General features: G+C 65.1%; 16 protein-coding genes and 7 tRNA genes. 9 read left to right on the top strand and 14 right to left on the bottom strand.

Annotated features, from left to right (window positions below; genetic code table 11):
- Positions 1 to 144: 144 nt before the first annotated feature.
- From L5G32_RS05530 to L5G32_RS05470, 13 genes are all read right to left on the bottom strand, one after another.
- Positions 145 to 885, bottom strand: a complete 741-nt coding sequence (locus L5G32_RS05530) for a hypothetical protein (protein ID WP_237010244.1) — start codon at positions 883 to 885, stop codon at positions 145 to 147.
- Entirely contained in the window at positions 882 to 1,667 is a 786-nt protein-coding gene (locus L5G32_RS05525; protein ID WP_237010016.1) for a PP2C family protein-serine/threonine phosphatase, read from the bottom strand. The genes L5G32_RS05530 and L5G32_RS05525 overlap by 4 nt, the downstream gene beginning before the upstream one ends.
- 144 nt (positions 1,668 to 1,811) lie before the next feature.
- Entirely contained in the window at positions 1,812 to 2,717 is a 906-nt protein-coding gene (gene pdxS / locus L5G32_RS05520) for a pyridoxal 5'-phosphate synthase lyase subunit PdxS (protein ID WP_308192015.1), read from the bottom strand.
- A gap of 137 nt (positions 2,718 to 2,854) precedes the next feature.
- Positions 2,855 to 3,364, bottom strand: coding sequence for a LemA family protein (locus L5G32_RS05515; protein WP_237010015.1), 510 nt, complete (start codon positions 3,362 to 3,364; stop codon positions 2,855 to 2,857).
- A gap of 22 nt (positions 3,365 to 3,386) precedes the next feature.
- Positions 3,387 to 4,511, bottom strand: coding sequence for a glycosyltransferase family 4 protein (locus tag L5G32_RS05510; RefSeq protein WP_237010014.1), 1,125 nt, complete (start codon positions 4,509 to 4,511; stop codon positions 3,387 to 3,389).
- A 7-nt stretch (positions 4,512 to 4,518) separates the two neighbouring features.
- Positions 4,519 to 5,430 carry a phosphatidylinositol mannoside acyltransferase gene (locus L5G32_RS05505; protein ID WP_237010242.1) on the bottom strand — a complete coding sequence of 304 codons (912 nt, stop codon included), beginning with the start codon at positions 5,428 to 5,430 and terminating at the stop codon, positions 4,519 to 4,521.
- 7 nt (positions 5,431 to 5,437) lie between these two features.
- Entirely contained in the window at positions 5,438 to 6,103 is a 666-nt protein-coding gene (gene pgsA, locus L5G32_RS05500) for a phosphatidylinositol phosphate synthase (protein ID WP_237010013.1), read from the bottom strand.
- The gene (locus L5G32_RS05495) at positions 6,096 to 6,653 is read right to left on the bottom strand and encodes an ATP adenylyltransferase (RefSeq protein ID WP_237010012.1); all 558 of its coding nucleotides are present in this window, start codon (positions 6,651 to 6,653) and stop codon (positions 6,096 to 6,098) included. The genes pgsA and L5G32_RS05495 overlap by 8 nt, the downstream gene beginning before the upstream one ends.
- Entirely contained in the window at positions 6,650 to 8,752 is a 2,103-nt protein-coding gene (gene thrS, locus L5G32_RS05490) for a threonine--tRNA ligase (RefSeq protein ID WP_237010011.1), read from the bottom strand. The genes L5G32_RS05495 and thrS overlap by 4 nt, the downstream gene beginning before the upstream one ends.
- Before the next feature lie 203 nt (positions 8,753 to 8,955).
- Positions 8,956 to 10,083 (bottom strand): acyl-CoA dehydrogenase family protein, encoded by a 1,128-nt coding sequence (locus L5G32_RS05485; RefSeq protein WP_237010010.1) that lies wholly within the window; start codon positions 10,081 to 10,083, stop codon positions 8,956 to 8,958.
- A 5-nt stretch (positions 10,084 to 10,088) separates the two neighbouring features.
- Positions 10,089 to 11,321 carry an acyl-CoA dehydrogenase family protein gene (locus tag L5G32_RS05480; protein WP_237010009.1) on the bottom strand — a complete coding sequence of 411 codons (1,233 nt, stop codon included), beginning with the start codon at positions 11,319 to 11,321 and terminating at the stop codon, positions 10,089 to 10,091.
- An 82-nt stretch (positions 11,322 to 11,403) separates the two neighbouring features.
- On the bottom strand, positions 11,404 to 12,723 hold the full coding sequence (locus L5G32_RS05475; RefSeq protein ID WP_237010008.1) for a glycosyltransferase 87 family protein: 1,320 nt from the start codon (positions 12,721 to 12,723) through the stop codon (positions 11,404 to 11,406).
- Positions 12,724 to 13,073: 350 nt separating this feature from the next.
- Positions 13,074 to 13,145 (bottom strand) — tRNA-Val (locus tag L5G32_RS05470).
- A gap of 271 nt (positions 13,146 to 13,416) precedes the next feature.
- On the opposite strand from L5G32_RS05470, the gene L5G32_RS05465 reads away from it, so the two are divergent.
- The 8 genes from L5G32_RS05465 to L5G32_RS05430 all read left to right on the top strand — a co-directional run bounded on the left by L5G32_RS05465 (position 13,417) and on the right by L5G32_RS05430 (position 18,964).
- Positions 13,417 to 13,489 (top strand) — tRNA-Gly (locus tag L5G32_RS05465).
- 22 nt (positions 13,490 to 13,511) lie between these two features.
- Positions 13,512 to 13,585 (top strand) — tRNA-Cys (locus tag L5G32_RS05460).
- 15 nt (positions 13,586 to 13,600) lie between these two features.
- Positions 13,601 to 13,675: transfer RNA gene (locus tag L5G32_RS05455), tRNA-Val, on the top strand.
- Positions 13,676 to 13,848: 173 nt separating this feature from the next.
- Positions 13,849 to 13,921, top strand: a tRNA-Gly gene (locus L5G32_RS05450).
- A 31-nt stretch (positions 13,922 to 13,952) separates the two neighbouring features.
- Positions 13,953 to 14,026: transfer RNA gene (locus tag L5G32_RS05445), tRNA-Cys, on the top strand.
- Positions 14,027 to 14,050: 24 nt separating this feature from the next.
- Positions 14,051 to 14,125, top strand: a tRNA-Val gene (locus tag L5G32_RS05440).
- A 428-nt stretch (positions 14,126 to 14,553) separates the two neighbouring features.
- On the top strand, positions 14,554 to 15,414 hold the full coding sequence (locus L5G32_RS05435; RefSeq protein WP_237010007.1) for a DUF4261 domain-containing protein: 861 nt from the start codon (positions 14,554 to 14,556) through the stop codon (positions 15,412 to 15,414).
- A gap of 64 nt (positions 15,415 to 15,478) precedes the next feature.
- Positions 15,479 to 18,964 (top strand): helicase-related protein, encoded by a 3,486-nt coding sequence (locus tag L5G32_RS05430; RefSeq protein WP_237010006.1) that lies wholly within the window; start codon positions 15,479 to 15,481, stop codon positions 18,962 to 18,964.
- Positions 18,965 to 18,983: 19 nt separating this feature from the next.
- Here L5G32_RS05430 and L5G32_RS05425 read toward each other — a convergent pair whose 3' ends face one another.
- Entirely contained in the window at positions 18,984 to 20,573 is a 1,590-nt protein-coding gene (locus L5G32_RS05425) for a DUF222 domain-containing protein (RefSeq protein WP_237010005.1), read from the bottom strand.
- Between the two features lie 134 nt (positions 20,574 to 20,707).
- On the opposite strand from L5G32_RS05425, the gene L5G32_RS05420 reads away from it, so the two are divergent.
- Positions 20,708 to 23,467, top strand: coding sequence for a DUF1156 domain-containing protein (locus L5G32_RS05420; RefSeq protein ID WP_237010004.1), 2,760 nt, complete (start codon positions 20,708 to 20,710; stop codon positions 23,465 to 23,467).
- Positions 23,468 to 23,476 lie beyond the last annotated feature (9 nt).

The following is a 23,476-nucleotide window of genomic DNA, read 5'->3' as shown; positions in this document are numbered from 1 at the left end:
GACCATAACGCGATGGGGAGAACTACCCATGGTTAAATGGCAGGTCAGAAGGCATTTTTCCGAGGTGTCGGCGGGTCGGTGCCCACGGTCTCCCCAGTGCCGATCACCTGGTCTGGCAACCGCGTGCGGCGAGCAGGACAGGTTCTAGGCGCCCGCGGGAGGCTGGGTGTTGCGCGCGTACTCGGCGTCGAGCATCGGGAGGTCGCCGCGTCCGATGAGACCGGTGGACAGTGCGTATTCGACGAGTTTGAGACGTCGGTTCGATGCGAGACGTCCGCCACCTGCCCGCATCCCACCGACACCGATGAGGTCGAGCTTGTCGCAGACGTTGTCGAGTTTGCGGTTGAACTTGGTCAGCGACCACCCGAGCCGCGCAGCGGCTTTCGCCGAACTCGGCAGGGTGCTGGCACCGGTTCCGTCGTGTCGGAGGATCGCCTCGGCCAGCACGAGCACGGCGAGTTTCTGGCTTTCCGTGAAGTTCGGTACGCCGCGCGTGGTGTCGCCGCCGACGGTGGTCGTGCCGACCGGCGGAGCGACCGCGGGCGCACCGGCCTGTACCTGAACCTCGTAGGTCGTCGGTCCGGCGCTGAAGACGATGCTCGTTCTGCCGAACACGAGGGGCATCCGTGCACCGGGTCCGAGGGTCGCAGTGAATCCGAGGTCGGCCGCGGTCACCGTCGCCGACAGATGGGTGCCGAGATTCGTCAACCACCACATGCCGTTCTCGTCGTGCAGGAGCAGGAATCGCCGATGCAGGTACGGATTGTCGTCGACCGTCAGAGTCGCTTCCCGCCCGATGTAGAACGGCTGACCGGGTACCACGGGATACCGTTCGCCTACGAACTCGACGAACGTCGTGCCGTGGCCGGCCGGCTGCACCGTTATCGACTCACCGTCAGTGCGGCGACTGTGACGTTGTCATGTGCTCCGCTTTCCAGCGCGGCCTCGACCAGCGCCGCAGCGGCACGCTCGACGTCGCCGTCGGCCGACTCGACGACGGAAGCGATCTCGGAGTCCTCCAATTCGCCGTCCAGCCCGTCCGAGCAGAGCAGCACGATGTCGCCGGGCACCGCGGCGAACGCGAAGTAGTCGGCGATCGGCTCGGCCATGCCCGCCCCGAGGGCCCGAGTGATCACGTTGCGGCGGGAGTCGACGCGTGCCTGCTCCGGAGTCAGATACCCGGCCTCGACCAGTTCCTGCACCTGAGAGTGGTCGACGCTCACCTGAGTCAGCGCCCCCTGCGAGTACAGGTAGGTGCGCGAGTCGCCGATGTTGAATGCGACCCACGCCGCGCCGTCATCGCCTTCGGCGAGAAGCACGCCCGTCGTCGTTGTTCCCGCTCGACGGCCGGACTCCGATGTGAACGACCCGATCTTCTCCTGCGCCTGCACGAGTAGTCCGGCGACTGCCGTGCGGGTCGTGTCGAAGTCTTCGCCGACTGGAGCGTCGACGAGCGTCACGAGCGCGGCTTCGCTCGCCAACTCGCCACTGTCGTGTCCCCCCATGCCGTCGGCGACGAGGTAGCGGCCCGGCTGGGCCAGCGCGGCGTCCTCGTTGGCTTCACGGACCCGACCGACATGGCAGACCACCGACCAGTCGACAGTGACGTCGCCGACCTGATCACGTCCGGTCTGCGCCTCGTCACGCAAGATGACGGAGTCGTCCATGCTCACCTCTCCCTGAGTGCCCCTGACTCATGAGTCCATAGATTCATCGGCCGCGCTCGGCGACCCGATCCTGCCGTGTCTCGCGGCTCGCTGCCGCAGCACGAACCATGCACGACAGACTAGTCGAGATCGTCGTTGCTCGGTTCACCAACCGCGTTCCGCGAGCCGGTGGGGCTGCGGCAGTTCGTCGACGTTGATGCCGACCATCGCTTCGCCGAGACCGCGCGAGATGTTCGCGAGCATGTCCGGGTCGTCGTGGAACGTCGTCGCCTTGACGATCGCGGCCGCGCGCTGAGCGGGGTTACCCGACTTGAAGATGCCCGAACCCACGAACACGCCCTCGGCGCCGAGCTGCATCATCATCGCGGCGTCGGCCGGGGTGGCGATGCCGCCCGCGGTGAACAGCGTGACCGGAAGCTTGCCTGCCTTCGCGACTTCGACGACGAGATCGTAGGGCGCCTGCAGTTCTTTGGCGGCCACGTACAGCTCGTCCTCGGGCAACGAGGTGAGGCGGCGGATCTCCTGGCGGATCTTGCGCATGTGAGTCGTGGCGTTCGAGACGTCGCCCGTGCCCGCTTCGCCCTTCGAGCGAATCATCGCGGCGCCCTCGTTGATGCGGCGGAGCGCTTCGCCGAGGTTGGTCGCGCCGCAGACGAACGGCACGGTGAACGCGAACTTGTCGATGTGGTTCTCGAAGTCCGCCGGGGTCAGTACCTCGGACTCGTCGACGTAGTCCACGCCGAGGCTCTGGAGGATCCGGGCCTCGACGAAGTGGCCGATACGGGCCTTCGCCATGACCGGGACCGACACGGCTTCGATGATTCCGTCGATCATGTCCGGGTCGCTCATCCGCGAGACGCCGCCCTGGGCACGGATGTCGGCGGGAACCCGCTCAAGCGCCATCACGGCCACTGCGCCCGCGTCCTCGGCGATCTTGGCCTGTTCCGGGGTGACCACGTCCATGATCACGCCGCCCTTCAGCATTTCGGCCATGCCGCGCTTGACACGGGCAGTACCGGTTGCCGGAGTGTTCTGCGGATCAGTGGTCACGGGCGGTGCTCCTTGGTCTCAGGGATCTCAGTGATCTGAGCTGGTCTCGGGTGAGACTGACGCATCAAGTAAACCCGATCGCCGCGCAGGCGGCCAACGGCGGGTCGTCGGATTCGAGACGTGCGCCACGTACGGGCTCATCCCCTGGTCACTCGTTCGGTGATCTCGAAGTAGTCCGGCTGGAGCGCGTGGCCCGCCAGGTGCAGCCATCGGACCATCCGTCGACCGCGGAGCGACCTCGCGTCGCGCACGGCGTCGTTGTAGAAGCGGCGCGCCATCGTGACTCTCGTCTGCGCTTCGGCCAGCTCCGACGTCAGTGCGGCCGAGCGGTTCGCCGGGTCGGTGTGCGCGATGGCCGCCGACAGGAGATTCTCGGCTACCTCGCGGGCCGCCGGGGCGGCGGACTCTGCACTGTCGGCAGCACTCAGGAGTGCGTCGGCCCCCGTGGCCTCGGGCTCGGCCGCAGCGATCGCGCGGGCGACCACGGCGCGGCGCTCCAACGCGCCGAACAATGCTTGACGCGCCAAGTCGACCCGGATGTGGAGGCGATTCAGGCGGGACGCTCGCGTGGCCGACAGGATGGCGAGCCAGACGACACCGAGGACGACTACGGCGCTGATGAGGACGGTCGTGGCTGTGGCGGTCATGCGGTGACTCCGACGGATGGCATCAGTCCGACACCACCACGGGACCCGCGTTGAACGTCACGGTGTCGTAGACGTTCTGGATCTGGTCGGCGACCCGCGACCAGTCGTACAGATCGGCGCGTTCGTGTCCGCGCGCGACGTAATCTGCACGCAGTTCGTCGTCGCGCAGCAGGGTGATGACCTCGTCGGCGAGCGCGGTCGGCGACCCGGTCTTCACCAGGCGTCCTGCCCGACCGCCGTCCAGGACTCGGGAGAAGGCGACGAGATCGCTGGCGACCACAGCGGCGCCCGCGGCCATCGCCTCGACGAGCACGATGCCGAAGCTCTCGCCGCCGAGGTTCGGTGCGACGTACACGTCGCTGCTGCGCAGTGCACGAGCCTTCGTCTCGTCGTCGACCATGCCGAGGAACTTCAGGTGTCCGGCGAGGTCGCCGGCGCGTCTACGCAGAGCAGACTCGTTGCCGCCGCCGACCACCAGGACCTGCACGTCGGGGAACTCCTCGACGATGCTCGGCAGCGCGCGCATCAACACGTCGACGCCCTTGCGGGGCTCGTCGAACCTGCCGAGGAACATCACGGTGCGTCCGGCACGCGGATAGCAGTCGAGCGGCCGGACTCGACCGAACGACGCAACGTCCACCCCGTTGGGGATCTCGACCGCATCGTTGCCGAGAGACTCCATCTGCCAGCGTCGGGCGAGCTCGGAGACAGCGATCTTGCCGCGGATCCTTTCGCGGAACTGACGCAGCATCGAGTCGAAGAGCGCCAACCACATCGATTTCGTGGTGGCCGTGTGAAAGGTCGTGACGATCGGCCCGCTCGCCACCATCAACGAGAGCATCGACAGGCTCGGTGCGTTGGGTTCGTGCACGTGCAGCACGTCGAACTCGTTCACCGCGATCCACCGACGCAGGCGGTGGTAGGCCTTCGGCGAGAACGTGACCCGCGAGACCGAGCCGTTGTACGGGATGCCGAGCGCCGGGCCCGCAGAGTCGACGTAGTCGGGCAGGACGACGTCCGTTCCCGCCGGGGCGAGGACGCGCACCTCGTGGCCGCGGCCGATGAACACTTCGGCAAGTTCGACGACGTGTGCTTGGACTCCGCCCGGCACGTCGAACGAGTACGGGCAGATCATGCCGATCTTCACGCGTGCCTCACTCGATTCCGAGCCTGGCCCGACGTTCCGGAGACCAGTCGGCCTCCCACAGCGGCTGCAGCATGTGCCAGTCCGCGGGTGCGGTCGCGATGTCCCGGGTGAACGTGTCGGCGAGACGTTGTGCGGTCGGTCCGACTCCGCCTGCGGTGTCGATGACGGTGCCGCAGTTCAGATGCGACTTCCCGACCCCGTCGTACCGGTGGTGCACGGCGTGCAGGACTGCTCCGGTCTCGATCGCGAGCTTCGCCGATCCGGCCGGAATGCGGGTCTTCTGACCGAACATGGTCACCGGAACGCCGTTCGCAGACAGGTCGCGGTCGGCCATCAGGCAGACCAGGCCGCCGGCGCGGAGACGTTCCGCGAGCAACGTGAACGGCGGCTGTTCCCCACCGGTGAGCGGGAACACTTCGAAGCCGAGCGATTCGCGATAGGCGACGAACTGGTCGAACAACGACTCCGGTTTGAGGCGTTCGGCGACAGTCGAGAACGCACCGTGGGTCTTCACCAGCCACACGCCCGCGATGTCCCAATTCCCCGAGTGCGGCAGTGCCATGACGACGCCGCGCCCCGACTGAACGGACTCGGCCAGACGGTCCCGGTCGTGGTCGCTGACCGTCACGCTCGCGACGATCTCGTCCGGGTCGGTCGTCGGCAGCCGGAACGCCTCGCGCCAGTAGCGCGCATACGAGCGCATCGCCTCTTCGACGAGCTCGCCCGGAACATCGTCCGGTGTCGTGCCGATGACGCGCGCGAGATTCTTGCGGAGCTGTTCCGGTCCCCCGTTTCGCTTACCGGCTAACGTGCCTGCCGCGTCGAAGACGCCGCGCGCCACCGACTCCGGCGAATACTTGACGGCAGCCCACCCGGCTCGGTAGCCGAAGTCGGATACGACGTCGCCCAGTCCACCCAGCACGCGGTCAGGCCTCCTCAGTCGAATCGTCGGCCGCAGCGGGAGCGGCCGGAATGAGATCACGTGCGCCAGGCGAACAGTAGATCGACCACATGCGTTGTGCGACGGTGATCAGGCTCAGTACGGCGAGCGCCCACATCGCGACGTGGACGGCCCACCACCAGTGCAGGCCGGGGAAGTCGGTGAGGCCGGTGCCGACGAGCACGATGATCAACCGGTCGGGTCGTTCGATGAGTCCGCCGTCGCCGTTGAGTCCCGCGGCCTCGGCGCGCGCCTTCGCGTACGAGATCACCTGAGACGTCACGAGACAGATGATGGTCGCGATCAGCAGGAGTTGGTGCGGTTCCTGAACCGCGGCCCACCAGGCGATGGCGCCGAAGATCGCGCCGTCGGCGATCCGGTCGCAGGTCGCGTCGAGCACCGAACCGAACCGGGTGCCGCCGCCGCGTGCGCGAGCCATCGCGCCGTCGAGCATGTCGAACATCACGAACGCCCAGGTCACGAGTGTCCCCGCGAACAGGTGGCCCTGCGAGAACAGCCAGATCGATGCCGCGACCGTCACCACGGTGCCGATGATCGTCATCAGGTCCGGTGTCAGGCCGGTGCGGATGAGGGCTCGGCCGATCGGCAGTGTCACCTTCGACACCGATGCCCGGCCTTTGATGCTAAGCACTGTGTGGTCCCCCGAGGTCCGTCCACGCCTGCGCGAGAAGCGCGCGTGTGTCGTGAAGCAGTTGTGGCATCACCTTGGTGTCGCCTACGACGGTGATGAAGTTCGCGTCGCCCGTCCATCGTGGCACAACGTGCTGATGCAGATGCTCGGAGAGCGAGCCGCCTGCGGCGGCGCCCAGGTTGAGTCCGACGTTGAACGCGTCCGGATTCGACACGGACTTGATGACTCGGACCAGATGCTGGGTGAACGCCATCAGCTCGTGCGACTCATCGACGGTCAGATCTTCCAGGTCCGCCACCTGCCGATACGGCACGATCATCGTGTGGCCCGGATTGTACGGGTACAGGTTGAGCACTGCGTAGACGGATTCGCCGCGCGCGATGATCAAACCCTCCTCGTCGGTCATTCGCGGGATGTCGAGGAACGGGTGCCCGGTGAGCTCACCGCCGTCGGACGCCTTCTTCGGCGCCGCCGCCGTGATGTAGCTCATCCGGTGCGGCGTCCAGAGTCGTTCGAGCGCCTCGCGCGCCGACCCGTCCGCCGCGGTCATCGGCGCTTCCGCACGAGCTCCAGGAACTCGCGCATCGTGTCGGCGGTCGGCGAGTCGTTGCGGCGCGACTCCTCCCACTCGTCGATCGCCACCACCGCGTCGTCGACGTCCACCCCGTTGAGCTGAGTACCGTCGCGGAACCGGAAGCTCACCGCGTTGGCCTCGACGTCGCGTTCGCCCGCGAGCAGCATGAACGGGACCTTGGCGGTGGTGTGGTTGCGGATCTTCTTCTGCATCCGGTCGTCCGAGTGGTCGACTTCGGCGCGCACCCGGCGGCTATTGAGCCGGTTGATCGTCGTCTGCAGGTGGCCTGCGAACGTATCGGCCACGGGGATGCCGACCACCTGGACTGGCGAGAGCCAGACCGGGAAGGCCCCGGCGTAGTGCTCGGTGAGAACGCCGAAGAATCGCTCGATGGAGCCGAAGAGCGCGCGATGGATCATCACCGGCCGCTTCTTGGTGCCGTCGGATGCCGTGTACTCGAGGTCGAAACGCTCGGGCAGGTTGAAGTCGAGCTGGATCGTCGACATCTGCCAGGTGCGTCCGAGCGCATCCTTGACCTGCACGGAGATCTTGGGACCGTAGAAAGCGGCGCCTTCGGGATCGGGGACGAGTTCCAGACCGGAGCCCTCGCCGACCTTGCGCAGGGTCTCGGTCGCCTCGTCCCAGACGTCGTCCTCGCCGACATACTTCTCCGGGTCCTTCGTCGAGAGCTCGAGGTAGTAGTCGTCGAGACCGTAGTCCTTGAGGAGTTGCAGCACGAAGTTCAGCGTCGTCGTCAGCTCGTCGACGACCTGTTCTTGCGCGCAGAAGATATGCGCGTCGTCCTGTGTGAAACCGCGTGCGCGAGTCAGGCCGTGGATGACGCCGGACTTCTCGTACCGGTACACCGACCCGAATTCGAACAGTCGCAGCGGAAGCTCGCGGTACGAACGGCCACGCGAACGATAGATCAGGTTGTGCATCGGGCAGTTCATCGGCTTGACGTAGTAGTCCTGGCCGGGCTTGCGGATCTCGCCGTTCTCGTCGTACTCGGCGTCGAGCTGCATCGGCGGGAACATGCCGTCGGCGTACCAGTCGAGGTGTCCGGACACCTCGAACAGATTGCTCTTGGTGACATGCGGGGTGTTGACGAACTCGTACCCGGCGGCCGCATGCTGTTCGCGCGAGTAGTCCTCCATCTCCTTGCGGATGATGCCGCCCTTGGGGTGGAACACCGGCAGTCCCGAACCGAGCTCGTCGGGGAAGCTGAACAGATCCAGTTCACTGCCGAGGCGACGATGGTCGCGCTTCTCGGCTTCGGCGAGCCGGTCCAGGTAGAGGTCCATCGCCTCGGTCGACTCCCACGCGGTGCCGTACACGCGCTGGAGGTCGGCCAGGCTCTGGTCGCCGCGCCAGTAGGCGGCCGAGCTGCGGGTCAGTTTGAACGCCGGAATGTACTTGGTTGTCGGCACATGCGGGCCGCGGCACAGGTCGCCCCACACGCGGTCGCCCGTCCGCGGATTCAGGTTGTCGTAGGCGGTGAGCTCTCCCCCGCCGACCTCCATGATCTCGTCGTCGTCGGCTGCGCCCTTGTCGTCGATCAACTCGAGTTTGAACGGCTCGTCGGCGAGTTCTTCGCGCGCCTGGTCCTTCGACTCGTAGACGCGACGAGAGAACTTCTGCCCCGACTTGATGATCTTGCGCATCGACTTCTCGAGCGCTTTGAGATCGTCGGGCGTGAACGGCTCGTCGACGGCGAAGTCGTAGTAGAAACCGTCGGCGATCGGCGGCCCGATCCCCAACTGCGCCTTCGGATTCAGATCCTGCACCGCCTGGGCGAGGACGTGCGCGGCGGAATGGCGGATCACTGAACGACCGTCGTCGGAGTCGGCGGTCACCGGCTCGACGTACTTGTCGGTGTCGGGCGTCCACGACAGATCGCGGAGCGTGCCGTCGGCCTCTCGGACGACGACGACGGCCTGCGGTCCCTTGTTCGGCAGTTCAAGGCCCTCGGGGAGTTCGGTGTCCCGCATCGCTGCGCCAACCGTAGTGCCCGCCGGAACCCGCACGGTCTCGGGAAGGCGAACTCGTTGGACGGACGCGACGTTGTCGGGCACTTGCAGACTCCTGTGTTCCTCGGACTGACGACATGAAACTGTCGAGCCTGATGGTATCGGTTCGCTCCGAGCATCGCCGGACCGCACCCGCACGCCGATCGAGCGGAGTCGAGATCCCCACCTGCCGATCGAGCGGAGTCGAGATCCCCACCTGCTGATCGAGCGGAGTCGAGATCCCCGCTCGATCAACAACACCACCCCGTTCAGCGAGGCGGCGTCGTCAACTCCACATAGCGCGCGAGGTGGCGGTCGGTGCTGCCGTACTCGTACTGCATCGCGGCCAGGCGTTTGAAGTAGTGGCCGATCGCGAGTTCCTCGGTCATCCCCATTCCGCCGTGCAACTGCACTGCGTTCTGACCGACGAAGCGGGCTGCGCGGCCGACGGTGACCTTGGCCGCCGACACTGCGCGCGCTCGTGCCTCCGGGGCGGCGTCCAGTCTGATAGTCGCGAGAAGTGATGCGGCAGAAGCTTGTTCGACCTCCATCAACATGTCGACCATGCGGTGGCTCAGCACCTGGAAGCTACTCAGTGGCACACCGAACTGTTGACGCTGGTTGCTGTACTCGACGGTGTCGTCGAGTACCTTGCGCATCGCGCCGACGGCTTCGGCGCAGATCGCCGCAGCCCCGTCGTCGACGGCCCGCTCCAGCGCGGAGGCCGCCTCGTCGCCGGTGGCGAGGAGTGCATCGCTCGGGACCCGAAGGCCCTCGAACACGATGTCGGCCGCCTGGCGGTCGTCGACGGTGCGAATCGCGTGCGCGGTGACGCCGTCCGCCGCATCGTCGTACGGGAAGACGAAGAGGCCGATTTCGTCGTCGATCCGTGCGGTTGCGATCAGGTGGGTCGCCAGCGGTGCGTCGACGACCAGCGCTTTGGAGCCGTCGAGCACCCACTGGTCGCCGTCGCGCCGAGCGGTGGTCAAGACCGAGGTCAGGTCGTCGGACGAGTCCTCGGCCGCCGCGAGTGCGACGATCGCGTCGCCTGCCGCGATCTGTTCGGCGACGGCGTTCGCGACGTCGGAGCCGATCCGGGCGAGAAGTCCGCCCGCCACGACCACTGTGTTGACGTATGGCTCGACGACGAGTGCATGGCCGAGCGCTTCGGCGATGACCATCGTCTCGACCGGGCCACCGCCCATGCCACCGACGGATTCGGGCAGCGTGGCGCCCAGGATGCCGAGTTCTTCGGCGAACGCCTTCCATGTCTCTGGCTGCCATCCGGCACCTGTCTTGACCGCGGTCCGCGATGCCGCGAGCCCGTACCGGTTGGCGAGGAAATGAGTGAGTCCGTCACGCAGCAACTGCTGCTCTGCGGAGAGGTCGAAGTCCATGTGTGTCAGAGCCCCAAAGCTGCTTTAGCGAGAATGTTCCGTTGAATTTCGTTGCTGCCCGCGTAGATGGATCCAGCGCGGTCGTTGAAGTAGTGCAGTGGCGCGACGGCCTGCCAGGGCTCACCTCCCGCGTATCCGTCGACGGGCGGCGTGAACTCGGCGATCGGCCCGCCCGGCGCAGCGACGTGCGGCTGGTAGGCGCGTCCGTAGCGGCCGGCGGCCTCCATGGCGAGTTCGGTGATCGCCTGGCTCAGTTCGGTGGCGAGCACCTTGCCCATGGACGACGCCGGGCCTGGGTTCTTTCCCGCGGCGACGGTGGCCAGCGCGCGGTACTCGAGGATCTCGAGCACCTCGGTGCGGATGCGGGCGTCCGCGAGTTTCGCGGCGAACAGCGGATCGTCGACGAGGCGCGCGCCGCCGGGGGTTCGTTGCTCGGTGGCGTCGGACGTCAGGTTCTCGAGCATCACCTGGAGTGCGGGGGCGGCCGCGCCGCCACCGCGTTCGAATTCGAGGAGGTATTTGGCGACCGACCAACCGTCGTCGATCGTGCCGAGGACACCCGACTTGGGGACGCGTACTTGGTCGAAGAAGACCTGGTTCTGCACCTCTTCGCCCGATGTCATGACGAGTGGCCGCACTTCGATGCCCGGCGACGTCATGTCGATGAGGATGAAGGTGATGCCCTGCTGTTTGCGTTCCAGGCGTGAGGTGCGGACCAATGCGAACATCCAGTTCGCCTCGGTGGCGTGCGTCGTCCAGATCTTGCTGCCGGTCAGGACCAGATGGTCACCGTCGTCGACGGCCGCCATACTGAGCGACGCGAGGTCCGAGCCGGCTTCCGGCTCGGAGTAGCCCTGGCAGAAGAAGACGTCTCCGGTGAGAATTCCCGGAAGGAAGTAGTCCTTCTGCGCTTCGGTTCCGAACTTCATGATCGCGTGGGCGACCATCCGGATGCCCATCGGCGACAGCGCAGGCGCGCCGGCGAGGGTCATCTCACGGCTGAAGATGTAGTGCTGGGTGAGACTCCACTCGCAGCCGCCGTATTCGACCGGCCACGCGGGTGCGGCCCATCCTCGCTCGTGAAGGATCCCCTGCCACGCCATCGATGCTTCATGGTCGGAATAGACGCTGGTCATCAATCGGCCCGCCCGCTCAAGGTCGGGCGTCAGCTTCTCATCCAGAAAGGCCCGGACCTCGTCGCGAAATGCGATGTCTGCCGGGGACCACTCCACATCCATGTGTTTCCCTTCGACCGGCACCACGCCGGCGTATCTGATAACAACCGTTCTCGGATATGAAACGTCGGCGTCCGAACGTTTGTCAAGACGGCGCGATCGTCGCCTCCGGATCGCTCTCGACCCGTCGTGACCGCTTGGTCCACACCAGCGTGACGGCGATCGTGCCGAGAAGAACGATCGGATAGGCGCCACTCGCGAGCAACTGCAACGGCAGGTGCCAGCCCGCCGTCGGCGAACTGATGAACCCGCGGAACGCCCCGAACACCATGCCGTCGAGGAACTCGCCTCGCGACCCGAGGATCGGCACGACAGTCGGCTGCGTGTACGCGAAGGTCAGAGCCACGATCGCGGCGGGCGCCGTCCACCACGCCCAGGTCACCGGCCGCGCACGGCGCGCCTGGTCGGCGGCGTGCACGGTTGCGACCAACAGGAGTGGCACAACCCAGACCCAGTGGTGCCCCCAGGAGAACGGGCCGACCGCGCAGGACGTCATGCCGGTGATCGAGATCGCGAGGAGGTTGGCTCCGGCTCGGTACGCGACATGCGCCGCCCACAGCCCGAGAACTCCGACGACGAATCCGACGGGCAACCACAGCCACGACGGCGGGTGCGCCACATCGAAAGTCTCGAGCCGTGCGAAGTAGCCGTGGAACGTCTGGTTGGCAGACGCGTCGAGCCGACCGATGCGTTTGGTCTCGGACACCTGGTCGGTCCAGAAGCGTGTCGCTTCGTCGCCGAGAACGAGGACACCGACCACGACGGTCACGACGAACGTGGCGACGGCGATCGCAGCAGCACGGAACCGTCTGGTCGACAGCAGGTCGGCGACGAAGAACAGCGGGGTCAGCTTGATTCCGGCGGCGAGGCCGACGCCCAGGCCACGAAGTCGTTCACTCCGCACGCTCAGGTCGAGGATCACGACCAACGCGAGGACGAGGTTGATCTGCCCGTTCCAGAGGGTCGTGTGAACGGGTTCGAGGACGGTCGACGCGATCGCCGCCAGGACCGTGAATCCCACCAGCCGTGCGTCGACCCGGAATCGCATCGCGTGCATCGAGACGCCGATCACGAGCAGCAGGCTCACGACATTGCCGATGTTCCACAGCAGCAGTGCGGTGTGCGCGCCGAATCCGGCAAGCGGCACCATCAGGAGTCCCGCGAACGGCGTGTACGTGAAGCGCCAGATCTTGTAGACGGGCAGGTCGTAGAGCGGATTCCCGTTCCACACTGCAGTTCCCGCGCCGCGGTACACGCGGGTGTCGATGCCGTTGTGGAACAGTCCGTACACCGGGTCGTTGAACGGTGCTGCCCAGATGTGCCAGCAGACAGCCAGCACCGCGGCGCACGCCGCGATGACGATCAGCGTCGTAGTCGTCGAGCGCATCGACGAGCGGTCTCTCACCACACGATGGTACGTCCACCCCCTGCCTCGGACACGTGCAGACACAGTCGTGACCGAACCTTCCCGTCTGCCCTGTTCGTCCAGGTCATGACGCTCGCCGCGCCGCATTGCTCGCGCCAGTCGAGCCGCCCCCGCCGGTCGAGCCGTTCCGCCGGTCGAGCGAAGTCGAGACACCCCGCCCCATCACCTACCGCGCCGCACTCTCAATGTGTCTTAGCAGCCTGTGCTGAGCATGCGGAAACGTATTGAGAGCGCGACGACGCATTTGAGCGTGCGACAACCGCCCCGGGGGGGCACACTGCACCAACGAAAAACGCCCGACATCGATTGATGTCGGGCGTTTCACCTTGTGGTCCCGGCTGGGATCGAACCAGCGACCTTCCCGGTGTGAACGGGACGCTCTTCCACTGAGCCACGGGACCGTATCGAGTTGTCGCGCAGCAGCTGCAGCGCAGCGCTTCGCACGAGGGATGAGACTACACACTCTCGCGCAGGCACGGCAAATCCCCTCACGGCCTGCCGGATCCGCCGTCGAAGGCCCATTCCAGACGGCGCCCCACCCGGTCAACGAGCTCCTTCATGTGCAGAAACACATAGCTGTAACTCTCTCACCAGCCGATTTGTCATCACGCTGTCTGTACCTATAGTGTTCTGTCCGCTGGCGAGCAGCCCACAAGGCGAGCTCACCAGCATGCGGATGTGGCGCAGCTGGTAGCGCATCACCTTGCCAAGGTGAGGGTCGCGGGTTCGAATCCCGTCATCCGCTCGGAGCGAGTTTCTCGCCTCGTGGTGGCGTGGCCGAGTGGTGAGGCAACGGCCTGCAAAGCCGTGCACACGGGTTCGATTCCCGTCGCCACCTCCACCACAGATTGATCCCGCGCGATTAGCTCAGTGGGAGAGCGCTTCCCTGACACGGAAGAGGTCACAAGTTCAATCCTTGTATCGCGCACCATCGACGAAGACCCGCTCATTCGAGCGGGTCTTCGTCGTTTTCACGCTCTCCTTACCGTTCCTCGGACGTCGAATGCAGGTGCTGTTCATATCCCCGACCACCCGATTTGGCATCGGCGACGACGACCGGATAGAGTTTCTTCTCGCTGGCCGACAACAGTTCGGCCATGCGGTGCGGATGTGGCGCAGCTGGTAGCGCATCACCTTGCCAAGGTGAGGGTCGCGGGTTCGAATCCCGTCATCCGCTCGGAAACGAGTTCGATAAGAAATCTCGTCACGGTGGCGTGGCCGAGTGGTGAGGCAACGGCCTGCAAAGCCGTGCACACGGGTTCGATTCCCGTCGCCACCTCCACTGGAGAACAACTTCACAAGACTTGCGCGATTAGCTCAGTGGGAGAGCGCTTCCCTGACACGGAAGAGGTCACAAGTTCAATCCTTGTATCGCGCACCATCAATGAGTACAGCCCCGGCCTTCCACGGCCGGGGCTGAACTCTTTCTCGTGTCGAGCGGCGTCAGCCGGATCCGACCGGCCTGCGTGACGGCGAGGTCGTTCGGTCCGAGCACCTCCTGCTACGGCAGCGGAGCCTGCCTGTTGTCGAGTTCGTCGACGGCGAACCAAGGACTGGATGCGGCAGTTCGTCGACGTCAAACCGTTGCCATTTCCGCCGTAGTTCCCACGAACGGACTACCGGCGGGCACGCTGCAGGGCGGCCCCGAGCACGATGGCGGAGCCCACGTACTCTGGCGGGTGAAGAACGCCGGTCACCGGGCGATCGACCGCACCGACTCCCTGTGCGCAGGTCGCGTGCCCGACGACCGCTCAGCCCTGTTTCCGGCCTTCGTCGCCCCCGATCGCCCAGTGTAAGGACTTCATAGCCGTGCCAAGCCTCGCGATGCTGTTCCAGAGCCGACTCGACCCGGACCTCACGGGTGAGAGGCTCAGGCAGCAGATGCTCGCCGACTTCCCCGACCTGAAGCCGGACTCGCTGTCCGTCGATGCTCCCGAGAGCGTCGACGAGGACCGTCCGCTCACGCTGTCGTACGACGACGCGTTGATCGCGGTGATGAGCGTTCCGGCCCCGGTGGGCGACGACCTCCACGAGATCGCTCAGTACAGCCGCCTGTGGCCGGATTCGACAGCCGTCCCGACGTCGTACGACGCGCACACGATCATCAGCGTGATCCGTCCGGGCGGTGACGCCGCTTCACATCTGACGGCGATCTCGGATGCCGCGCTCCTGTCGAAGGCGATCGCCTCGGCCATCGCGGTGAGCGACTCCATCGTCGCTGTCTATTTCGGCAGCGCGAATCACGTGATCGTGCCCGAGATCTTCCGAGACCTCACGCTCGAGACGCTCCCCGATCCGATCCTGCCAGCGTGGGTCGCGTTGAACGTCGCTCCGCGCAGCGCTGACGGAGTGATGACCGGACATACCCGCGGTCTGGACATGCTCGGTCTGATGGACATCGAGATCGTCGAGTCGCCCGAATCGGCCGAGGAGACATTCGCGCGGCTCGCGAACATCGCGATCTACCAGCTGCAGAGCGGACCTGTGATCGGCGACGGCGACTCGCTCGGCACCACCGACGACGCCGAACTGTTCGCTCTGCATGCACCGTCTGCGTTGAACCCGGAGAAGACGGTTCTGCAGTTGACCTTCGCTGCCGGCGACGAACAGCCGGTCGCCGCGACCGCCGTGGAGCCCGAACGCAAGCGCGGTTGGTTCCGACGGAAGTAGACGGATTCGACAACGAGGACGGTGGTCGAGAGCATTGTCAGAACTGCACACTATGGTGTGCATCATGGCGATCGTTTCCTTCTCGGAGTTACGTTCCGGCCAACGCCTGTCCGGTCGGTGGCGTGATTCGGTCGATCTGATCGCCGTGACGCCGTCAGGCGATGCGGCGGCAACACTCGTCGTCCGCGATTCCCGGCTCGGCGTCCGCGAAGAACTCGTCTTCGCCGACGATCTCTCGCGGATCGTCATCGAGACCACGTCGGCCACCTCGTGGACGTTCGACGCAGACCCTGCCGCGTTCCGGATCGCCACGGAGGCACTTCGCATCTCGAAGACGGCCGAGCACGACCCGATGGCAGCCGTCGGCACCAGCGACATCTCGCCACTACCCCACCAGATCCGGGCGGTTTACGGCGAACTTCTTCCACGGACTCCGCTTCGATTTCTACTGGCCGACGACCCCGGTGCAGGCAAGACTGTGATGGCCGGCCTGTACGCAAAAGAGCTACAGCTCCGTGGCGACTTGACGCGGATGCTGATCGTCGCGCCCGGCGGACTGGTCGAGCAGTGGAAGGAGGAACTGCTCACCAAGTTCGGAATGGTCACGACACTACTCACCCGAGAGCTGATCAACGTGAGTCCCGGCGGCGATCCGTTCGGCGAGCATCCGCTGATGATCGCCCGCATGGATCAGCTCGCACGCGACCCCGAGTTGATCGGCCATCTCGAACACACCGAGTGGGATCTGATCGTCGTCGACGAAGCGCACCGGATGTCGGCGAGTTGGCAGGGGTCAGATCTGGAGGTTCGGGAGACCGAGCGATTCAAACTCGGTCGGGTCCTGGGTTCGGTCACTCGCAACTTCCTCCTGATGACGGCCACACCCCATGCTGGAAACGACGACAATTTCGAGCTGTTCCTCTCGTTGCTTGACGAAGACCGTTTCGCTGGTCGGCGACGCGGCGACGCATCTGTCGACACCTCCGGTCTGATGCGTCGCATGATCAAGGAGGAACTACTGACTTTCGAGGGGCGGCCACTCTTTCCGGAACGAATCGCAGAGACGGTGCCTTACGAGTTGTCTGCGGGTGAGAGCGAACTGTACGAGGCCGTCACGCAGTACGTCCGCGTAGAGATGAACCGTGCGCAATCGTCACCGGACTCGCCGAAACGCCGCACAGTCGGGTTCGCGTTGACGGTCCTGCAGCGGCGTCTCGCGTCGAGTACTCATGCGGTCTTGCGCAGTCTGATCAGGCGTCGAGACCGATTGGCCTCGCGCCGAGCCGATCTCATCGCCGGTCGCATTCCGGTCGACGACCGAGTCTCACTTCCCTCCCCCGATCTTCTCGACGATCCCGACGAGTTCAGCGCCGAGGAGTTCGAACAGTTGGAGGAGGAGGTCGTGGACGCCGCGACGGCCGCCCGCACCGTCGCCGAGCTGGATACCGAAATCGCAATTCTCACGGACCTCGTCGCCCTCGCCACTCGCGTCCGCGATCGCGGTGACGACCGGAAATGGGCCGAGCTGCGAGGCCTGCTGACCGACCGTGGACTGCTGCGGGATGCGGGCGGGGTGCCTCGCAAGCTGATCGTGTTCACCGAGCACAGGGACACTCTCGACTACCTCGTCGCCCAGATCCGCAATGTAATCGGGTCCGACGATGCCGTACTGACCATCCACGGCGGCACACGACGGACCGATCGGGTCGCGGTGCGCGAGCAGTTCACGAACGAGCCCGAGCGGTTGGTTCTGGTCGCAACCGATGCTGCTGGCGAAGGCTTGAATCTGCAGGCCGCTCACCTGATGGTCAACTACGACCTGCCGTGGAACCCGAACCGGCTGGAGCAGCGCTTCGGGCGCATTCACCGTATCGGTCAGCGCAATGTCTGCCGGCTGTGGAACATCGTCGCGTCGGACACCCGAGAAGGACAGGTGTATACGCGGCTCCTGTCGAAGATGGAACAACAACGAGCCGCGTACGGCGGCAAGCTGTTCGACGTCCTGGGCGAGGAAGCGTTCGGCGGGAAGCCTCTCCGAGACCTGTTGTGGGACGCAGTCCTCTACGGCGACGACCCGGCACGGCTCGACGAGATCGAACGCGTCGTCGACACCGAGGTGGCAGCGGGCTGTGAGGCGTTGGTGTCCGAGCGCGCTCTGGCACGCGAGACCTTGGAACCGCTCGAGCTGGATCGGCTCCGAAGGCAGATGGACGAGGCGACAGCCCGCCGTCTGCAACCGCACTACATCGAACAGTTCTTCGCCAGTGCGTTCGCGACGTTCGGCGGACGGTTGATCAAGCGGGAGAAGAATCGCTTCCAGATCTCCAACGTTCCGGCGTCGTTACGGAACCGTCCGGCCCGTCGCGAGCATGCGTGGCGACCGGTGACCCGATCGTACGAGCGGGTCACATTCGAGCCGACTGCTGTGTCATCGGCGGCCACGCGTGCCGATCTTCTGGCTCCCGGGCATCCGTTGCTCGACACGCTGCTCGACTCCCTGGTGGAGCGCGACCGCAGTCTGCTCGTCGCAGGCTCGACACTGTTCGACCCATTTGACCCTGGGACGACGCCACGCGTCATAGTCGCGGTGACCTCCGAGGTCGTCGACGGAGCGGGCTGCGTAGTCGGTCGGCGCTTCTCGTTCGTGTCAGTGTCGTCGGACGGTTCGGTGATTGACGCAGGTACCGCGCCTCAACTCGACTTGCAGCCGCTTCCCGACCCCACGCTCGCGAAGAAGGCGGTCGACGCGCTCGGATCGTCGTTCACGGACGACGCAACCCGATGGTTGACGGGCACCGGAGTTCCGGCGCACCTTTCGCAGGTCCGCGATCGGATCTTCCCGGAAGTAGATCGGGTGGAGGCGGCCGTGCGATCGAGACTGGTCGAGCAAGTGAACTATCTGGATGCGGAGGCAGCGCGACGCCGCGAGGAGGCCTCGTCGGGGCAGGTTTCGCGCCGGCGGCGCCGGATCAGTCCGGAGCGGCTGACCAGGCAGGCTCGTGAGTTGGAGGCTCGGCTGTCGCATCGGTTGACGGAGTTGGCTGACGAACGGGCGCTGTCGGCGCGTCCACCACGTGTGGAGACTGCGTTTGTCGTGGTGCCTGCCGGATTCGTGGGCGGCGACGTCGGCCGATATGCGAAGGACACGATGCTGACCGATGCACGCGCGGTGGCAGCGGTGTTGGCTGCGGAGCATCGCCTGGGGCGTTCTGCCGAGGAGATGCCGCACAACAACAAGGGGTACGACGTACTGTCGACGTCTGCTCGGTTGTCGGACCGCTCGCGACCGCCGTCGATCTTCATCGAGGTGAAGGGGCGGATCGCGGGTGCGGACAGTGTGACGGTCTCGTACAACCAGGTGATGCACGGTCGGAATTCCGGGAAGAATCACCGCTTGGCATTGGTCGCCGTGAGTCCGGAGGGACCGGAGTTCGACGAGGTGAGATACCTGACGAACTACTTCCACGACGTCGAGTTGGGTGATGTGGACGTGAGCAGCGTCCAACTCGATTGGCCGAAACTGTGGCGGAAAGCCTCGGCGCCGCACTGAGCGGAGTCGGACGACCGCGTCAGAACTGCGGTTCGCCCCATCCCGCGAACTCCGCTTCCTCTGCACCGCGGGCACGGCGGTTGGCCGCCCGGATCTGCATCCGGTAGCGGTGTTTGGCCTGAGTCCGGGTCAGCTCCCGTTGCGGCCCCGGGCCGACCTCGTGTCGCGCTCCGCGCGTCGGTGCGGGATGGTTGCACGGCAGGAGACCGAGTTCGGGCAGGAGCCAGGTGTTGAGCGCTTGACTGCGGACGGTGAGGCCTTCCGGGGTGGTGACCTCTGTCCATATGGTGCCGTTGGCGTCGACGATCTGGTCGTCGACCCAACCTGGAACATGGGTTTTGAGTCCGTGATGGAAGCGGCACTTCGGATTGAGGTTGCACGGACAGGTCGGTCCGCCTGACGCAGGATCGATATGGTCGTACTCCTGGACGTGGTCGAGGTCGCATTCCCACGCCGGTGCGTCGCAACCGATCATCGAGCATTGGCCGTGAAGCGTCCGGACCGCGGTGTCACAGGTTGCGGTCGGTCGGTAACCGTTTCCTGCTTGCGCGCTGCCGTCCATCAGATCTCCGATATCGAGATCGCGCGCGACGGTATCGCTTCGGCCCGCGATCTCGCGTGCGTGGTCGCCGCTGATCGGACCGAACCCGTCGAGGTAAGCGGGAGTTTCAGCTTCGCCGGTAAGGGTTTCGCGGCGGGCGACCACGTGGAGAACGATCTTGGCGCAACGCGCGGCAACCTCGTCGTCGGAGAGACGGGCCGGGCACTTGTCGTTGCCGCACCGGCAGGTGAACTGTGCGCCGCTCAATCGCGCGACGGCTGCGTCCGAACGACGGACTTGCTTGGTGCGGGGATCGTCGGCGCACACCCCCTCAGCGACGGCGTCGAGAGAGCGCATGACGAGGGCAGCGTCCTCGGTGGTCGCGGTGATAGTGATGCCACTGAGTTCGCCGTCGACGGGCGCGGTGATGACCCGCTTGCTGATCTTGGCCGCTTCGCGGGCTGCGCGAGCAGCGTCAGCGTCGTGCTCGGCGACGATCCCGTTGACGATCTTGGTGACGCGGTCCTTGGAGAGTCCTCCCACTCCGCGCAGCCGGTTGGCCGACTCGTGATCGATGACGGCCAGGACGTCATCGTCGAGCACGGCTTCGGTCTGGGCAAGCGCGGCGTGGAACCAGACCGGGGTGATGACACCGTCGCGCATCAGCTTGCCGAGTTCGGGGACTCGCTCGACGCAGGCGATGGCGCGATCGACGAACCGCTCAGCGGTGTACTGCTTGGAACCAGTGAGGACTGCGTATGACGCAGCTGTCTGGCACATCGGATCGTAGACGCGCGAGAAGCTGTCCGCGCCGACCGCGTCAGCGACGTTGACCTTCTTCTGCCACACCCGGTACGCGGCCACATACCGCTGCCACAGCATGAAGCCCTGGAACGAGTCCGCACGAGCTGCGAACTGCAGCAGCGCCGCCTGGTCGGCCTCGACCCCGTCCTCTGATTGAGGCATGGCGATCCGAATCACGATCGAGTCGCCCTCGACCGAGATGGTCGACGCCGCTTGGTCTCTCAGCGTTGTCCTCATGGCGACCTCGTATTCGTGTTCGAACATACATTCGATTCTAATGCGTCGGCGCTGGTAAATCAATAGAAAATTTCCGATCCATCCCCCTCGTTGAGTAATGACAACTTCGTTGTGCAATTCTGTAACGTTCACCTCCACCCCAAGTCTTGAACTGAGGAACCGTGTCGAGTAATGCACAACAAGTTGGTCGTCGTAAGTTGATCGAGGTCAGCATCCCCCTGCAGAAGATCAACGAGGAGTCCGCGCGTAAGCGCCCAACAGCGCATCCATGGAGCATGGCCTACTGGTGGGCCCGGCGACCACTACCCACGACCCGTGCGATCTTGTTTGCCCAGCTCGTCGACGATCCCAAATACCGACCAGATCTCTATCCGACTGTGGAACTCCAGGACGCGGAGCGCGCAGACCTGTTTCACCTCATCGATAGGCTTGCCTCATACGACCGCACCGGTGACGATTCCGCGATCGCAGCGGCGCGAGCAAAGATTCTAGAATCGACGAACGGGAACCCGCCGCCCATACTCGACATGTTCGCTGGCGGCGGTTCAATCCCGATAGAGGCACAGCGACTTGGCCTCGATGTTCTCGCTACAGACCTCAACCCGGTTGCAGTCCTCCTCAACAAAGCACTGATCGAGATACCACCGAAATTCGCCGATCAGCGACCTGTGTTCCCCTGCGCCGCCGATGAAACCATTCAGGACTGGCCCCGCGCAACTGGGCTCGCCGAGGACGTGCGACGGTACGGCCAATGGATGCGCGACGAAGCCGAGAGACGCATCGGCCACCTCTACCCGAAGGCGACGTTGCCAGACGGTTCGGAAGCAACCGTGATCGCCTGGATCTGGGCCCGCACAGTGACCTGCCCCAACCCGGAATGCCAGATCGCAATGCCTCTCGTCCGATCCTGGTGGCTCGGAAAGAAGAAGGCCAAAGAGGCATATGTCGTGCCGGTGGTCGATGGCAAGACCGTTCGATATGAGATCGGACATGACCTTGCCTACGCACCGACGCCGGAAAGCGACGGGACCGTCGGACGGCAGGGTGCGTCATGCATCCGCTGCGGGACCGCTGTGCCGCTCAGATACATCCGCAATGAAGGACAAGCCGGACAGATCCGCGCGCAGTTGATGGCCACCGTTGCAGAAGGACAGAGACGAAGGATCTATCTGGAGCCGACCGAGTCGCATCAGAACGCGGTCGCGATACCCGGGCCGTTGAGCACACCTGACGGCGACCTACCGAAGAACCCACGAGACTTCAAAACTCCGAACTACGGGATGACAACCTTCGCATCCCTCTTCACTCCACGCCAGCTCACCGCACTCACAACTTTCAGCGACCTCGTCGGCGAGGTGCGCGAACTCGTCGTCCGCGACGCACTCGCCCACGGAATGGCGAGTGGGGATCGACTTGACGCTGGTGGAACCGACGCATCTGCGTACGGGGATGCCGTAGCAACATACCTAGGTTTGGCAATCACCCGGTGCACTGATCAAGGATCGACGATCACGACGTGGCACAACAGAAATGAGCAGATCCGCTCGACGTTCGCGCGGCAGGCCATTCCCATGACCTGGGACTACCTTGAGCCAAACTTCTTGGGCCGGTCCATCGGATCGTGGGACGCACATCTCAAATTGGTGACAGGCGCGATCGAGTCATTGCGTCCCACAGTGCACGGAATGGCCCGTCAGGCCAACGCAATCGACACCATCTCGAATCAGCTCATTTCCACCGACCCTCCGTACTACGATAACATCGGCTACTCCGATCTCTCCGACTTCTTCTACGTGTGGCTGCGTCGTTCCCTGAAGGACGTCCACCCCTCCATCCTCTCGACGATGCTCGTCCCGAAGACTGAGGAGCTCGTCGCGAACCCGTACCGCCACGATGGGAAAGCCGGTGCTCACAAGTTCTTCGAGGACGGCTTCCGTGAGGTGTTCCGGCGCGCGCGAGAGAATGCGTTCGACGACTTCCCGATCACCGTCTACTACGCGTTCAAACAGCAGGACGCGGCGAAGTCTGGTCAAGCATCAACCGGTTGGGAGACCCTGCTCGAAGGGATGATCACCTCCGGCTGGCAGATCACCGCCACGTGGCCGATGCGTTCCGAACTCGGCAATCGCATGCTCAGCCAAGGCACCAATGCTCTCGCCTCGTCCATTGTTCTCGCCCTCCGTCCGCGGCCCGAGAACGCCCCGCGGATCGACCGCCGCGGCTTCCTCGCGCGCCTGCGGCGAGAACTGCCGAACAAGCTCCGCGAACTTCAACAGGGCGCCATCGCTCCCGTCGACCTCCCTCAGGCCGCGATCGGCCCGGGCATGGCGATCTTCTCCGAGTACAGCGCGGTCCTCGAGGACTCCGGATCGAAGATGACTGTCCGCACCGCATTGGAGCGGATCAACGTCATTCTCGACGAGGTACTCGGCGAGTTGGAGAACGACTTCGATGCCCCGACGCGGTTTGCCCTCACGTGGTACCGCCAGACCGGGTTCGATACGGGCCGCTTCGGCGACGCCGAGTCATTGGCCAACGCGCGCGGCATATCGCTCAACGCGCTCGAACGCTCGGGAATCGCGATCAAGGGCGGCGGCAAGTTCGGCCTAATCGCTCCTGTCGATCTGGCCGCCGACTACGATCCGTCGACCGGCACCTCGATCAGCGAGTGGGAGGTCGTGATGCACCTCGTCCGCGCACTCGACACCGAAGGCATCCCGGCCGCAGCCGGACTGCTGGCCCGCGTACCAGAGTCCGTCGATCCCGACCTGTGTCGTGAACTCGCATCCCTGCTGTTCAAGCTGGCAGAAGATCGAAAGTCGACCTCGCACGCGAACAGCTTCAACGGTCTCGGTGCCGCGTGGCACGACATCGCGCGGCAAGCGCGGACCTCCGGCGGCGTACAGGGCATGCTGACGTAAGCAACCGTC

It is taken from the genome of Gordonia zhenghanii, from assembly GCF_021738965.1.
GTDB lineage: Bacteria > Actinomycetota > Actinomycetes > Mycobacteriales > Mycobacteriaceae > Gordonia > Gordonia zhenghanii.
This window is presented reverse-complemented; position numbering and strand designations above follow the sequence as displayed.

Bases quoted from the DNA above. Each gene is read 5' to 3' on its own strand.
- L5G32_RS05525 (WP_237010016.1), bottom strand. From the start codon at position 1,667: ATGGACGACTCCGTCATCTTGCGTGACGAGGCGCAGACCGGACGTGAT.
- L5G32_RS05515 (WP_237010015.1), bottom strand. From the start codon at position 3,364: ATGACCGCCACAGCCACGACCGTCCTCATCAGCGCCGTAGTCGTCCTC.
- L5G32_RS05495 (WP_237010012.1), bottom strand. From the start codon at position 6,653: ATGACCGCGGCGGACGGGTCGGCGCGCGAGGCGCTCGAACGACTCTGG.
- L5G32_RS05485 (WP_237010010.1), bottom strand. From the start codon at position 10,083: ATGGACTTCGACCTCTCCGCAGAGCAGCAGTTGCTGCGTGACGGACTC.
- L5G32_RS05480 (WP_237010009.1), bottom strand. From the start codon at position 11,321: ATGGATGTGGAGTGGTCCCCGGCAGACATCGCATTTCGCGACGAGGTC.
- L5G32_RS05430 (WP_237010006.1), top strand. From the start codon at position 15,479: ATGGCGATCGTTTCCTTCTCGGAGTTACGTTCCGGCCAACGCCTGTCC.
- L5G32_RS05425 (WP_237010005.1), bottom strand. From the start codon at position 20,573: ATGTTCGAACACGAATACGAGGTCGCCATGAGGACAACGCTGAGAGAC.